This is a genomic window from Frankia torreyi, from assembly GCF_000948395.1.
In the GTDB taxonomy this organism is placed as follows: domain Bacteria; phylum Actinomycetota; class Actinomycetes; order Frankiales; family Frankiaceae; genus Frankia; species Frankia torreyi.
The window spans coordinates 24140-38354 of the sequence record NZ_JYFN01000001.1; the positions used below are offsets into that span (position 1 = coordinate 24140).

The 14215-nt window shown below is 69.3% G+C and carries 9 protein-coding genes and 2 pseudogenes; 3 read left to right on the forward strand and 8 right to left on the reverse strand.

Annotated features, from left to right (window positions below; translation table 11 throughout):
• Positions 1 to 71: 71 nt before the first annotated feature.
• The 4 genes and pseudogenes from FF36_RS31305 to FF36_RS00155 all read right to left on the reverse strand — a co-directional run bounded on the left by FF36_RS31305 (position 72) and on the right by FF36_RS00155 (position 5474).
• Positions 72 to 1664, reverse strand: coding sequence for a DUF3987 domain-containing protein (locus FF36_RS31305; RefSeq protein WP_052680866.1), 1593 nt, complete (start codon positions 1662 to 1664; stop codon positions 72 to 74).
• Positions 1665 to 1805: 141 nt separating this feature from the next.
• Positions 1806 to 2354, reverse strand: a pseudogene (locus FF36_RS40545) (hypothetical protein); the annotation flags it as partial.
• Positions 2355 to 2839: 485 nt separating this feature from the next.
• Complete coding sequence (locus FF36_RS00150; protein WP_128423232.1) at positions 2840 to 3136, reverse strand: hypothetical protein; 297 nt, start codon at positions 3134 to 3136, stop codon at positions 2840 to 2842.
• Between the two features lie 868 nt (positions 3137 to 4004).
• Positions 4005 to 5474 (reverse strand): recombinase family protein, encoded by a 1470-nt coding sequence (locus tag FF36_RS00155; protein WP_199865291.1) that lies wholly within the window; start codon positions 5472 to 5474, stop codon positions 4005 to 4007.
• A 36-nt stretch (positions 5475 to 5510) separates the two neighbouring features.
• On the opposite strand from FF36_RS00155, the gene FF36_RS00160 reads away from it, so the two are divergent.
• Positions 5511 to 6086 carry a single-stranded DNA-binding protein gene (locus FF36_RS00160; protein WP_082121555.1) on the forward strand — a complete coding sequence of 192 codons (576 nt, stop codon included), beginning with the start codon at positions 5511 to 5513 and terminating at the stop codon, positions 6084 to 6086.
• 26 nt (positions 6087 to 6112) lie between these two features.
• Positions 6113 to 8464: a DUF7846 domain-containing protein gene (locus FF36_RS00165; RefSeq protein WP_206778957.1), complete on the forward strand. Its 2352-nt coding sequence runs from the start codon at positions 6113 to 6115 to the stop codon at positions 8462 to 8464.
• On the opposite strand, the gene FF36_RS00170 is transcribed toward FF36_RS00165, so the two are convergent.
• Entirely contained in the window at positions 8398 to 9732 is a 1335-nt protein-coding gene (locus FF36_RS00170) for a DUF1254 domain-containing protein (protein WP_044882876.1), read from the reverse strand. The two genes, FF36_RS00165 and FF36_RS00170, sit on opposite strands and share 67 nt — an antisense overlap.
• A gap of 195 nt (positions 9733 to 9927) precedes the next feature.
• Here FF36_RS00170 and ettA point away from each other — a divergent pair, with 195 nt between their 5' ends.
• Positions 9928 to 11610: an energy-dependent translational throttle protein EttA gene (gene ettA / locus FF36_RS00175; protein ID WP_044882877.1), complete on the forward strand. Its 1683-nt coding sequence runs from the start codon at positions 9928 to 9930 to the stop codon at positions 11608 to 11610.
• A gap of 110 nt (positions 11611 to 11720) precedes the next feature.
• Here ettA and FF36_RS00180 read toward each other — a convergent pair whose 3' ends face one another.
• From FF36_RS00180 to FF36_RS36625, 3 genes and pseudogenes are all read right to left on the reverse strand, one after another.
• On the reverse strand, positions 11721 to 12155 hold the full coding sequence (locus tag FF36_RS00180; RefSeq protein WP_044882878.1) for a globin: 435 nt from the start codon (positions 12153 to 12155) through the stop codon (positions 11721 to 11723).
• A gap of 19 nt (positions 12156 to 12174) precedes the next feature.
• The coding region (locus FF36_RS36620) for an alpha-amylase family glycosyl hydrolase (RefSeq protein WP_479686760.1) at positions 12175 to 12816 on the reverse strand (642 nt) is incomplete at its 5' end.
• Positions 12817 to 12823: 7 nt separating this feature from the next.
• Positions 12824 to 13935: pseudogene (locus FF36_RS36625) on the reverse strand (alpha-amylase family glycosyl hydrolase); the annotation flags it as partial.
• Positions 13936 to 14215: the final 280 nt, after the last annotated feature.

Here is a 14215-nt window from a genome sequence, read left to right on the forward strand (position 1 = left end):
TTCGTCACATTCTGTAATTCTGATCATTCTTGCGCGTTGCGTGTCGCGCGTTGCGTCTTGCGTCTTGCGTCTTACCGTGGCTCGGTCAGCGTCCAGATCAGGCTGTCTTTACGGCTGCCCGGCTTGCGTTCGATCTGCCCCAAGCCTGCGAGCTTCTGCAACGCCGCCTCGCGGTGGTGCTTCATTCGGCTCGGTAGCCTTCTCTTGATTTCACCGTCGGTGATCTCTTCGTCGGCCAGCTTGGCTTTGATCCACTCCATCGTGGCCTCGAAGGCGGCCAGCTCGTTAGACTCGGCCACGCGCTCGATCGCGCGGCTTTTGCCTCGTGCCTGCGCCACGCTGGTCTCTGTGGACGCCAGCACTTGGATTACCCCTTGGCGGGTGTGGTCGGACATGTCGAGGACCCGGCCGGCGAGCTGCCAGTCTTCTTCGTCGACCTCGGTGCGCTTGTCGAGGAGACCCAGGATCGCCGCGATCTTGAGGCGGGACAGGTTCCGGTGGGCATCGAGCGGGGAGACGGTGCGCCGACCCGCGACCCGGTCATGGTGGGTCCGCCGGATCTCGATCTCGATGGGGTGGGCCACGCCGAGTGTGAGGGTCAGGTCGTCCCGGTCGAACGGCGTTCTCCAGGACAACGCCGGGATCGTGGTGGGTGTGGACGGGTCGAACGGCAGTGCGTCGGGGTCCGTCGCGGGCAGCCACAGGAAGCGCTGAGCGAGGCCGCTACCGGCCGTGTCGAGCAACGACCGGGCCCGCTCGGGCTGGACGCCACAGACGAGCGTGAGGCGGTAGGTGTGGGCCTCCATCGGTAGCCGCTTCGACTTATCGACGTAGGCGAAGCCGAGGGGCTCCCCCACCCAGGCGGAGCACAGCGTCGGGACGATCGTCGACCCGGAGCGGGTCTGTAGCGCGGTCAAGCTGTCGACCTCGCTCACGACGAACATCACGGCGGACTCGTACTGCTGGACCCCGCCGTTCGTCCGCTCCATGTACTGGTGGGTGACGCCTTCACCAGAGCCCAGGTTCACTGTCTTGATCTCGACTGGAAGATCAAGACAGTCTCGGGCGGACGACATCGCCGAGCCCTTTCCGCCCCCGGATGGGTCGACGATGTTGATGTACATGTTCAGGCTGGCTTTGCTGCCGATGAGCGGGGGGAGAGTGATGGTTGGGGGAATGGCGGTCGCGACGCGCGCCAGGACGACGCCGAACATCGCCCACGGCGATACGACCCGGGCCCTGGCGAAGTCGCGGATGTGGGAGAGCACTGGCCGCGCGTCCCAGAACTCGCCGGAGGGCACAGCCTCGGTGAGTGTGGGCTCGTCGGACACCGCAGCCACCCGGGCTCGGATTATCGCGCGGTCCTCGTTGACGCTGCGAACCGCGTCGGCGATCTGATCTTGAAGTGCCGCGGGCCGTACGCTCTTGCCGTCGCCGCCGCCGAACTTCGAGATGCCGAGGCCCGAGGCCCAGACGACGGCGAAGACTTCTTCCTTGGTGCATCCGGCCTTGAGCAACTCCTTCTCAGCCGCCCATAGGGCCTTGTGGCGCCCGATGCCTTCGAAGTCCTCTTCGTCTACCTGGCGCACGGGCAGCCGGAGCCACCGCACGACGTTCGCAGGCAGCTTCCCGTTCAGCCGGCCCCAGACGATGTCTGCATCCACCTCGGACGGGTTCCAGGGGCCGACCTCAGAGGGGGGTGTGGGTAGAGGGAGCCCAGCCCAGGCCGGTGAGGTCAGGTCGTGTGTCGGACCGTCGTCCCACAGCAAGATCCCCTCGGCGCCGCCCGGTCCGTACTTGCCCTTCCGGTTCCGTCGCCCCGGTACCCGGATGAAATGGCACGGAGATCGCGCATCTTTAACCCGGAGGTGCTTTTGTAGCCGCGTGTTCCACCTCCGGTGCTCGTCGACCGAAAGGGCATCACCTTCGAGCAACCAGACCGCCTGATATGAGCCCGGGGACGTCTGCCATGCGATCGTAGGCTTGAGTTTTGCAGAAATACGCCAGGGCTTGACTGTATCGAGATCTTGAAAAAGGACGCGGGATGGTAGGACGTCAACGTCCCTCGCGCTCGCTCGACCAAAGAGATTGGGCGTAAAGAACCTATCCCGCGTCCGGCTGCTTAGCCGAAATTCTAGCTCCTGCGTGGTGGGCGGAAAGGGTAGGAACTCTTGAGTTGGCGAAGCACCGGTGCCGGCTTCACCCTTTTCATGCCATGGGATATATAGATAAGCTTCTCCCGCGATCGGATGATTACTCCAGATCCGGAGGAGGATTCGAGCCTGAGCGCGGGAATCGAGCGTACCAAGCCAAGACTTAGAAAAGTCAAGGTAGGTCGGTGTCGGTCGCGTCATTGTGATATGATTCCTTCACTCTGGTTCCACCTGGTAGTTGAATGACCTCGTGTCTGCCCCGGCGCGAGGTCATTCTTTTGGACTCGCTGGCTCTCCTCGGCACGATTCGCACGTCCCGATGACCACAGTCATGGGTCCGCCACCGTTGAATAGCCCGGCTACAAGCTGACCGGGTCGGTGCTTCCGGCAGACATCGCACGTATGCGCCTCAGCCCCTTCCGGGACGGGGATACGCCATGTGCAGCGACCGCAGACGATCAGCGTGGGATCCCAGGCAGCCAGGAAGACCGGCTGTGGTGCATCGCCTCGAAGATGGGAGCAGCCCCGAAGCGGCCGGGTGGGCATCGCTGTCTCGATCGACCTGATAAGCCGACGGATCGGCTCCGTGATCTCCCCGCTTCTGAAGCCCGGAGCCCGGTTCATCCGTTCCCGCATCTCCGCTGCGGCTGCCCGACGCTGATCCTCAACGTGGTTCGGTAGGGGGGTCATGCCTCGTCCTCGTCAGTGTCCCTAGCCGGGCAGGGCACGTAGCCGGGCAGTGTCGCCCCGTCCACACCCTCCACGGGGATGCGGTACTTACCCATGTGCTCCTCGGCGTAGCCGTTCTCAACGCCGACACGAAGTTGCCGCTTCACCCCGTGGGGGCTGGCTGTGCACGACATTCCCCGATTCTTGATCCTCCAAAGCTGGATGGAGGGAACGTCGAACCACTGATCCTTTCCGCCCATCGCTTCCAAGTCGTGTACTGCTTTTGGCACGAGGTTCGGTCCTCCTGCGGGCATGAGAATCTTCCTTCTCTGCGACTGATATGACGTGCGCGAATGCGCATTACAAATATATTGTTCAGAAATGCCGATGTCGAATTTTCCGGCGTCGATGTAGTTGGGTCTGCGGCATTGCTTTCATCCGCCCTCCAACCCCGCGCGTCACGTCACTCACGACGCGCGGGGCGGTGCATTAGGGCGTGCCAGGGTCGACGCTGACGAGCCGAATCACGCCCCGAATGTCATTCGACGTGCGAGTGACTATGGAACGCCGGCGGCGATCTCAAGCGCTCGTTACGCTGCGGGTGCCTCGCGCGATGGGGTGACGTCATCACGTCGAGGCGTTATCGCTGGTCGCCGTGGGTCGATCTGGGACGCTCGACCGTGGACGTTGATAGGCCCCACCACTGACCGCAGGAGGTCAACGGTGCCAGTGGCGATGGGCTTCTCAGCTACCAGCTCACGAGCACGACGCGCGGCAGCCTCGGCAATTTCAGCCGCGAGGGATGGCGCGACCATGCGGGACGCGATGAGAGGTCGAATATCGACCGGCTGATCGGGGGGTGTGGATAGAGACACGGGGAGCGCTCTCCAGGGCGCGCAAATGGTCCACCGCTACGTGCGGTGTACCGGCCCGTTTTGATAGCGCTCCTGGCGTGAGCGATCTCTACCCGTTCCGATGGCGGAACGTGCGCCCCGATATGCCGCGAGGTCGGCCAAAGATGATCCGCAGCCCTCCGTAGGGGATGCGGCCCTCGATAAGCCCCGAGGTGTGGCGGTCGATCGGTCTCCCGATCAGTTGTATCGGTTACCCGATCGCGATGAACGTACGTGTCCGGCCCGGACATCGTCAAAGTGACCCAGCCCACATCCGCCGGGGGGTGCCCTACCTGCGCTCGATCAGGATGTGGTCGGTCGTAGCGGTCCGCCCCTTGCCGACCGGCAGTAGGACGACCCTCAGGAGTGCTGCGACCACAGCGCGCTTCTGAGCCAGGGTCATGACGTACTGCCAGTGGTAGGCGATGTCTTCAACGCCGAGCAGGCCCGCAGCAGCTGTGGCGTTACTCATAGCCGTCTGGCGCTGCCGCAGCGCGTCGAGCTCGCCCCGGATCTTGTCGAGTGCAGACTTCCGTGCGATGGCAAGGATCTCGTCGTCCGGGTCGTCATCTGCCATCTGCTCACCGATGCGGGCCGCTCGGGCTTTGCAGGCTTCGATGCCCTGGGCGATCTTGAGTACCTCGTTGGCGTCGGGTGTATCCGCCATCAAAAGATCTTCGATAACCCCTGCCTCGCCCAGCATGCGGACCACGGTCTCTTCGACGTAGGCGTCCACTGGGTCGCCGTGTCTGCTCAGGCGATTACATCCGCCGCCCAGCTTGCCGGGGCAGAGGTAGATGCGTTTCTTGATCTTCGAGTCGTTCCGGCAGACGACCGGGATGTCCTTGCCATCTGCGAGGCACCTCCCGCACAGCATGATCCCGGAGAGCAGGTGAACGTGCCGGTTCGACCACCCGTGAGGTCTCGACCTCGCGTCCATGAGGGTGATCAAGATCGCCCACTTGCCGGGGTCGATGATCGGTTCCCACGTCGCGGTGCCCACGACCTTGCCCTTGTACCGTCGCTGTCCCGCGATGCCTGGGTTCCTCAGGACAGCCCTGAGTGCCGCCGTCGTCCACACCCCCCCGTGCTGTGTGCGGATGCCTCGCTCGTTGAGCTCCAGGACGATCGAGCGGTACGAGTCGCCCCGCATGACGCGGTACACCATGCCGCACACCACGGCCGACTCCTCCGGGTGCATGAGTCGTTGCTTGTGGTGCTTGGGAGCGAGGGGATCGGAAACGTAGCCGTACGGTCGACCGCCCGAGGGGCGTCCCTCCTCGGCTGCCTGCTTGTGCGAGTCGGATACTCGGGTACCTGCTTGCTCGACCTCGTAGGTATCCGTCTCGCCCAGGATGTTGGCGACTAGTCGACCTGCGGGTGTGGAGAGATCGAGGTCGGTACCCCCGGTGCAAACGATCTTTACCCGGTGCGTCGCGAGCAGCTCGTAAGTCTCCAACCGCTCACGACGGTTCCGCACCAGGCGACCAGTCATGTAGCAGACGATCACCTGGATGTGACCCGCGCGCACGGCTGCTAGAAGGGCCTCGAACCGGGGCCGCTTCACCTTGCCCGTGGTGGCGCTTAGGTCGTTGTCAACGAACTCGCCCACCATGAGCCAGCTCGGATGACGGGCGACCTCGTTCCGCGCGTCCTGGATCTGCCTCGTGACGCCTTTCTGATCATTCCCCGGGTCACGGCTGATCCTCCCGTACGCAGCCACGCCAACCCGGATGACCTGGGCATCTTGCTCGCTCATGCTCAATAATGACATAAGCGATGCGACGTCGCGACCCTGTTTCTTCGCGTGTCCTGCTGGCGGCAGCTTGCCGACAACGTCGCCGCGAGCCTCGTGCGCGGGGACCGGGCGCTGGTCTACGGCCGGCTGCGGCAGCGCTCGTTCGAGACGAGCGAGGGGGAGCGGCGCGTCAGCTACGAGATCGACGCCGATGCCGTCGGCACGGAGCTGACCTGGCACGCGGCGCGCTCCCAGCGGCTTACCCGGCGGCCCGCAGCCGCACCGGTCGAGGCCACCGGGCTCAACCTGCCCGGCGGCGGGCCGCTGGTCGACCTGCGAGAGTCGGCCGAGGTCGGTCCACCGCAGCCGGAGCACGTCGCGTCGGTCGCGGTCACCGGCGGAAGGGAGGAGCTGGCGCACGCCCTGACGAGGGACATGCAGCCGATCGGCGTCGCCGCGATCGGGTCGACAGCGGCCGGCCTGGTGCCGGGGGTGTCGGCGCCGCTGGCTACGGCGGCACCGCGGGCCGACGCCCTGGGCGGAGGGGGAGCGGGGGCGACGCCCTTCCCGTCCGGCTCGGGCGTGGACGGCTCGCCCTGGCGCGCGTTCTCTGCCGCCGCCGAGCAGCACTGATCATCTCATGGCCAACGATGACGGCAATGCGTAAAGGTGGGGTGGACCTGCCGCCGACGCCGTCGGCGGCGCTGGGTAGCGTGCCGGGGGTGAGTAGCCGGCACGAGAGCAGGCGGCGCGCACCCGCGCCCGCCGAGCCGGACTCCGGTCCGGTGCTGCCGGCCGTCCCGGCGCAGCGGGCAGTTTGGGGAAGGGCCCCCACAGGCAGTCCCGCGGGGCCGGGTGAGGACGCCCTCGGTCGGCGCCTGAGGGGGCGCCTCGCCGCTGCTCCGGCGGCAGCGCGGTACGTCGCGGTGCTCGCCATGCTGAGCGCCGCCGCTGCCGTCGTGCTGAGACACACCGTCTTTCCCCTGCTGTCGGTCAACAACGACGAGGGCATCTACCTGTTGCACGCTCGGACGCTGGCCGAGGGCAGGCTGTTCCCGCCCGCGCCGCATCCCGCGCAGTCCTACCTGCCGTGGCTCGGCACCGTCGTCGACGACCATTACGTCCTGAAGTACACGCCCTTCGTGCCCGCGGTCTTCGCGGCCAGCCTGTTCGTCGCCGGCAGCATCGATCCGGCGCTCGCCGTCATTGCGGCGGCGGCGGTCGTCGTCACCTACCTGCTCGGCGTCGAACTGTCGGGCAGCCGCAGGGTCGCGGCGCTGGCCGCGACCCTGCTCGCCCTTTCCCCGCTGGTGCTTCTGCAGAGCGCCATGGTGCTCAGCTACCTGCCGGCACTGGTCCTGCTCCAGGCGACCATGCTCGGGGTGCTGCGAGGCCGGCGGTTACACCGCGCGCCGCCCGTGCTGGGTGCCGGGGTCGCGCTCGGCGTCGCCGCGGCGGTGCGGCCGTACGACGTCGTGCTGTTGCTGGCACCCCTCGCGGTCTGGCTGCTGGTGACCTCGGCCGGGCGGTGCTGGTGGCTGGTGCGCTGGCTGGTGTGCGGCCTGGCCGCGCCGGCGGTGATCGTGCTGCTCACCAACGCGGCGGCGACCGGGAGCCCGCTGCGTCTGCCGTTCGCGCTGCTCGAACCCGACGATCGGATCGGCTTCGGGCTGCGCAAGCTCTACCCGGCCGACGGGCGGCACGACTTCGGCCTCACCGACGGACTGAGCTCCGTCGGGGACCATCTCTGGCTGCTCGGCGGCTGGGCCTTCGGCGGCGTCGTGCTTGCGGCGGCGTCGCTCGCCGCCGGAGTGCGGCGGCGACTGTCCGCGCCCGCCGCGATGCTGGGCCTCGGCGGACTGCTGTTCCTGATTGGGTATGTCTGCTTCTGGGGAGCGTGGAACGCCGCCGAGCTGTGGGGCGGCATCCGCTACCTCGGCCCCTTCTACATGGTCGCCGTCCTCATCCCGCTCGTGCACCTCGGCGCGACCGGATGCGCGTGGGGCGCGGCTGCCCTGGTCGCCCGTGGACGCCGGCTCGGGTTCGCCGTGCTCGTCCCGGTCGTGGCGGCCGTCGTCACCCTCACGGTCGTGGTCCTCACCGGTGCGGTGCGCGACAACCTCGTGTTGACCGGCAACGACCGGGAGCTGCGCGCCATGCTGCGCCGGCTGCCGGATCGCCCGCTGGTGTTCGTCGCGGCGAACCCGGCGTTCCTCGGCCATCCCACCCCCGTGACGGCCAACGGCCCGGATCTCGACGACCCGGTGCTGTATGCGGTCGCCCGCGGCGTCGACGACCTCACCGTGGTCGCGGACCATCCCGACCGGCCTGCCTACCTGCTGCGCCTCGCCCCGGCGTACGACCGGTCGCCCGGGTCGCCGTCCACGGCGCGGGTCGAGCGACTCGCGGTCCGCGCCGGGGACCGGGTGGCGGCGACGGTCGCCGTCCCGGCCGGCGCCACGCCGCCTCGGAGCCGGTCCGCCCGGCTCGTGCTCACCGCCGGCCGCGACCGGCTTTCCATCCCGGTCGACCCGCGGGCGGCGACGTCGCTGACGTTCACCGTCGACGACGACGGCCTCGGCGTGGACGATCTCGCCCTCGATGACGACACGGGGTCGGCTCGCCCGGGCGCGGCGCGTAAGCCGGCCGTCCGCCCGACGGCGACCGTGGTCCGCGGCGGCCGCGGCACCTCCGTCGCCGTGACGCTGTATGCGACGGACCGCCGGGGGCACGAGCACGCCGTCGACCAGCAGATCCTCCCCGTGCGGCTCGCCGCGGGCCGCGCTGCGCCGGATCGGGGCGGGCCCGCGGTCACGGTGCTCGGGTCGGTGGGGCAGGTCGACGAGGTCGGCACGGGTGCCCGGCCGCCGCTGCGGGTCAGCCTCGCGGACGCCGGTGCCGCCCGGGGGGGCGACGTCACGGACAGGCGAGGGGGCGAGGTGACTCAGTCGACGCGGCGGATCGGTGGCGGTGCGTACGTGCCGTCGAGCACGTCCTCGCCAGGGCCGTAGATCCGCAGCGTGGGACGGAAGTCGCCGGTCGCCGCGGGCAGCCAGTTGGCCTGCTCGACCTCGTCGGACGGGGGATCGCTCTGGATGAGGACACGGACCGAGCCGTCCGGGCCGCGGCGCAGGTCGCGGGTTCGACTGCCCAGGGAGAACCGGTGCAGGGAATTGTCCACCAGGTAGTACTCGGGAGCGTCGTACATCGTCACCGACCATTCCGCCGCGGGGGGCGGCGGCGCCAGGTCAAAGATGTAGCGGTGGGCGCCCGTCAGGCGGCGGCCCTCAACGTCCACCAGGCAGGTCGCCTCGATGCTCTCGTAGCCGTGGGTCGCGCCGATCGGCTGACGGGCCGCCATCGCCCGAGCCAGCCGGGCCTGGTCGCGGTCGGTCATCCGCCAGGCCGGCTCGTCGCGGGTTCCCGGCCCCAGGCGGTCGAGGTTGAAGTCGAGGGCGTGCGGGGTGCTGGACCAGCCGTTGCTCAGTGCCCGCCCGGCGTGGGCGACGCGTTCGAGCCCGTCGCGGCCGGCGCGCAACCCGCCGCGCAGCGACCAGGTGAGCGCCGGATCGGGATCGACGTACGGCGAGGGATCGTCGAAGATCCCGAGCGGGGCGAAGCGGCGGGCATAGTCGGCCTCGGCCGGCGGCGGGGGGCAGGCCCGCTGCCAGATCCGCAGCTCCTCCCAGAACCGCAGGTCGTCGCAGACGCTCTTCGAATGCTCCGGCGGTCCCTCCGCTCGGCGCGCGCCCGGATCCAGGGGATGCAACCGGAGCTCGTCCTGAAGCCGGTGGACCGGGCGGGCGTCGGCCGGGTCGTCGAGGCCGAAACGGCCGATCACGGTCAGCAGTCGGGTCGGGACCTCGATGCGGATCAGGTCCGACGGCGTCGGCTCCGTCCAGCCGGGTGGCACGAGCACGTACGACCCGCCGCGCCCGGTGCCGGTCCGTCGCCCCGCGTAGGCGAAGTTGTTGCGCCAGGCGTCGACGAACAGCAGCAGGCTGTACCGGTCACCGCAGTCCGGGACGGACAGGACCAGCGGGCCCGGTGCGAGGTCGACCTGCGCCACCGAGTGCAGCACGTCCGCGTTGACGCTGACGAACGGCGAGCGTGGGCCCGGAAGATCACGCATGTGGGCGAAGGCGTTGAACCCGGCGGGTGCGAGCAGCCCGATCCCCTCGCCCGCGAACCGCCCGCTCAGCCGGACGTTGCTCACCAGCGGGTAGCCGAAGACGTACGCCTCGGCCGCCAGCCCGAACCGGTGGTCATTCGCCCGCATACCTGCCCGCCCGCCACCTCTCGCCGTCTGGTGACGGCTCTCGTACCGTCCGTGCCCGCGATCCGGTGGAGGTATCCCACCGAGGCCGTGAGGGCCGGTGCGGCCGGCGGGAACAGACCGCGAAACGGTGGTGGACGGTCACGCCACCGATCACCGCCGCGAGGGTGGTCGCCGCGATGCCCTAGGGTTGACGACATGGCGCAGTACGTCTTCCAGTTGCGCAAAGCGCGCAAGGCCCACGGTGACAAGGTCATCCTCGATGACGTGACCCTGGCTTTCCTGCCCGGAGCGAAGATCGGGGTGGTCGGTCCCAACGGGGCGGGGAAGTCGTCCCTGCTCAAGATCATGGCTGGGCTCGACCAGCCGAGTAACGGTGAGGCGATCCTGAGCCCCGGCTACTCCGTGGGCATGCTCGCCCAGGAGCCGGCGCTCGACGAGACCAAGGACGTCCGCGGCAACGTCGAGGACGGGGTGCGCGAGATCCGCCGGGTGCTCGCCCGCTACGAGGAGATCAACGAGAAGATGACCGCGCCCGACGCGGACTTCGACTCGCTGCTCGCCGAACAGGCCGAGCTCATCGACAAGATCGAGGCCGGCAACGCCTGGGAGCTCGACAGTCAGCTCGATCAGGCGATGGACGCGCTGCGGCTGCCCCCGGGTGACGCCGACGTGTCGCTGCTGTCCGGCGGTGAGCGGCGCCGGGTCGCCCTGTGCAAGCTGCTGCTCGAGGCGCCCGACCTGCTGCTGCTCGACGAGCCGACCAACCACCTCGACGCGGAGAGCGTCGCCTGGCTCGAGCAGCACCTGGCCCGCTACGCCGGCGCCGTGCTCGCCGTCACCCACGACCGGTACTTCCTCGACAACGTCGCCGGCTGGATTCTCGAGCTCGACCGGGGCCGCGCGCACGCCTACGAGGGCAACTACACGACCTACCTGGAGGCCAAGGCGGCCCGGCTCAAGGTCGAGGGCCAGAAGGACGCCAAGCGGCGCCGGGTCCTCGCCCAGGAACTCGAGTGGGTCCGCTCCAACCCGAAGGCCCGCCAGACCAAGAGCAAGTCACGCCTGTCCCGCTACGAGGAGTTGGCCGCCGAGGCGGACCGGGCTCGCCCGCGCGACTTCGAGGACATCCAGATCCCGCCCGGCCCACGGCTGGGCAACCAGGTCATCGAGGCCAAGGGGCTAGCCAAGGGGTTCGACGGCCGTCTGCTCATCGACGACCTGTCGTTCACCCTGCCGCGTGGCGGCATCGTCGGTGTGATCGGCCCCAACGGGGTCGGCAAGACCACGCTGTTCACGATGCTCACCGGGCAGGCGACTCCCGACGCGGGCAGCCTTGTCATCGGTGACACCGTCGACATCGCCTACGTCGATCAGTCCCGGGCCGGCCTCGACCCGAAGAAGAACGTCTGGCAGGTCGTCTCCGACGGCCTCGACCACATCGTCGTCGGCAAGGTCGACTTCCCCAGCCGGGCGTACGTGTCGTCGTTCGGGTTCAAGGGCCCGGACCAGCAGAAGCCCGTCGGCGTGCTGTCCGGCGGTGAGCGCAACCGGCTCAACCTCGCCCTGACCCTCAAGCGCGGCGGCAACGTGCTGCTCCTCGACGAGCCCACCAACGACCTCGACGTGGAGACCCTGCGGTCGCTGGAGGACGCGCTGCTGGAGTTCGCCGGCTGCGCCGTGGTCGTCTCCCACGACCGCTGGTTTCTCGACCGGGTCGCCACCCACATCCTCGCCTGGGAGGGCACCGACGAGGACCCGGCCCGCTGGTTCTGGTTCGAGGGCAACTTCGCCGACTACGAGGCCAACAAGATCGAGCGGCTTGGCCAGGAGGCCGCCCGCCCACACCGCGTCACCTACCGCAAGCTCACGCGCGACTGACGTTCCGCCGCCGCCCGGGCTGGGAGACCAGCACGGGCGGCGGCGTCGGGACGGCCTTGTCGTCGGACGGCCTTGTCGGCGAACTCAGGCGGCGAACTCAGGCGGCGAGCTCAGTCGGCGCGGTTCTGCAGCGAGTTCGCCGCCATCTGCAGGTAGTCCCAGAGCGTCTTGTACTGATCGGGCGGCAGGTTCAGGGAGTCGACCGCCGCGCGCATCACGACGAGCCAGGCGTCGCGCTGTACCGGGCCGATCGCGAACGGCACGTGCCGCATCCGCAGCCGCGGGTGGCCCCGCAGCTCCTGATAATCGCTCGGGCCGCCCCAGTACTGGATGAGGAACAGGCGCAGGCGATCCTCCGCCCCCGCCAGATCCTCCTCCGGGTACAGCGGACGCAACACCGGATCGTTCGCCACCCCCTGGTAGAACCGCGCGACCAGCCTGCGGAACGTCGGCTCTCCGCCGACCGCATCGAAGAAGGTCGTCGTGGGCTGGGCCGGTGTGCGGGGCTGGCTCACGCCTCCATTGTGCGTCACATTCGCCTGCATCCGGGCCGCCGATGCGCTCTCAGCCCGTACGGGGTGCGACCCACGCCGTGGTGTCCGGTGGCAGGGTCAGCGTCGCGCCGTCGTAACCCACAGGTCCGCTCGCGAGCACCAGTCGGCCGCTCAGGTCGATTGTCACCTCCCGTCCCATCGTCGTCACGCACGTCATACGTGCCGGCCCCACCGAGGTGGGCGCCCCCGGGGTCGCCCGTTCGGCGGTCGTCGGGTCCGCGGTCGTCCGGTCGAAGGCAAGACAGCCCGCGGGTGCGTCGTCGCGCCAGTGCAGCTCGTCGCCGCGCAGGTGCGGCAGGGCCCGGCGCAGCGCGAGCGCCCCGCGGATGAGCAGCCACGTCGACATCGGATCTTCGGCCTGGGCGAGGATCGCGAACCCGGCCCAGTCGGCCGGCTGCGGCAGCCACGGCTCGACGCCGTCCGCGGTGAATCCGTACGGCGGCGCGTCGCCGGACCAGGGCAGCGGCACGCGGGCGCCGTCCCGGCCCGCCACCGTGCCCCCCGAACGGGTCCACGCCGGGTCCTGGCGCGCCGCCGGCGGCACGTCGGCCTGCGGCAGCGCCAGCTCGTCGCCCTGGTAGAGCACGGCGACGCCGGGCAGCGCGAGCAGGGTCAGCAGAGCCGCCCGGGCGCGGCGGGTGCCGACCTCCCCNCCCCCNTAGCGGGTCACCGGACGCACCACGTCGTGGTTGGCCAGCACCCAGGTGGCCGGCGCGCCGACCGCCGTGAGCGCCGCGCGTTCGGCGTCGATCACCGTCCGCCAGTCCGGCGCCGACCACGGGATGGTCAGCAGGGAGAACGAGAACGTCAGGTGCAGCTCGTCGGGGCGGACGTACCGGGCCAGGCGCGCCGGGTCGCGTACCCAGGTCTCCCCGATCAGCACCCGGGGCCGGCCGTCCCGGCGGGTGTACTCGTCAGTGATCGCCCGCCAGCTCCGGTAGATCTCGTGCACGCCGTCCTGGTCCCAGACCCGCGGTTCGCCCTCCTCCCGAAACCCGCTGTCGTCGATCATCCGGCCGGGTGGGTTGTCGCGCAGCTCGCCGTCCTTGACCAGGCCGTGGCTGACGTCGATGCGGAAACCGTCGACGCCCCGGTCGAGCCAGAAACGCAGGGTCGCCTCATGATCGGCCCGCACCGCGGGATGGTCCCAGTTCCAGTCGGGTTGCTCGGCGTCGAACAGGTGCAGGTACCACTGGCCGTCGGCAACCCGGGTCCAGGCCGGACCGCCGAAGACGGACATCCAGTTGTTCGGGGGCTCGCCGCCGTCCGGTCCCCGCCCGTCCCGGAAGATGTACAGCTCCCGCTCGGGTCCGCCCGCCGGGGCCGCCAGCGCCGCCTGGAAGGCCGGGTGCGCCGAGCTGGAATGGTTCGGAACCAGATCGACGAGGACGGCGAGACCGGCGTCGGCGGCGTCGGTGAGCAGCGCATCGACGTCGGCGAGGCTGCCGAACAGCGGGTCGACCTCGCGGTGGTCGGCGACGTCGTAGCCGTGGTCGGCCATCGGGGACGGGTAGAAGGGTGTGATCCACAGGGCGTCCACGCCCAGCTCGGCGAGGGCCGGCAGGTGCTGGCGCAGACCGGTGAGGTCGCCGACGCCGTCGCCGTCGGAGTCGGCGAAGCTGCGCAGATACACCTCGTACAACACGGCCCGCCGCCACCATCCGGCATCCCGGTTGCCAACGCGGGCCGGAGACGAACGGGGGGTTTCCCCCCTGTTACCAGAACTCGATCCAATCGTGGAATAGTCAGTGCTGGAATGATGTATCCCCATGTGATCCTTTCTAAGGCCCCTGGTCCCGCAGTGACCGATACCCACCAGGGCGCCGTCGCCGACGTCGGGACGTTGACAGATCTGCCGGCCGTCCCGGCCTCCGGCGGCGTACCTAGCACCTCGGCCCCGCCCGGTCTGTCCCGTCCGGACCTACCGCCCCGCCGGGACTCGATGCCCCGGGCTGCCCCACCGTCGCGGCCTTCCGGACGCGGGCGGTCGGACGGCCGCGCTGGTGCGACACATGCTCCTCCGGCGACGGCTCGGTGGCGGCAAACCCGGC

Excerpts from the sequence above, each read along its gene's own strand:
- FF36_RS00150 (WP_128423232.1), bottom strand. The coding sequence starts at position 3,136 with ATGCCCGCAGGAGGACCGAACCTCGTGCCAAAAGCAGTACACGACTTG.
- FF36_RS00155 (WP_199865291.1), bottom strand. The coding sequence starts at position 5,474 with ATGAGCGAGCAAGATGCCCAGGTCATCCGGGTTGGCGTGGCTGCGTAC.
- FF36_RS00165 (WP_206778957.1), top strand. The coding sequence starts at position 6,113 with ATGCGTAAAGGTGGGGTGGACCTGCCGCCGACGCCGTCGGCGGCGCTG.
- FF36_RS00170 (WP_044882876.1), bottom strand. The coding sequence starts at position 9,732 with ATGCGGGCGAATGACCACCGGTTCGGGCTGGCGGCCGAGGCGTACGTC.
- ettA (WP_044882877.1), top strand. The coding sequence starts at position 9,928 with ATGGCGCAGTACGTCTTCCAGTTGCGCAAAGCGCGCAAGGCCCACGGT.
- FF36_RS00180 (WP_044882878.1), bottom strand. The coding sequence starts at position 12,155 with ATGCAGGCGAATGTGACGCACAATGGAGGCGTGAGCCAGCCCCGCACA.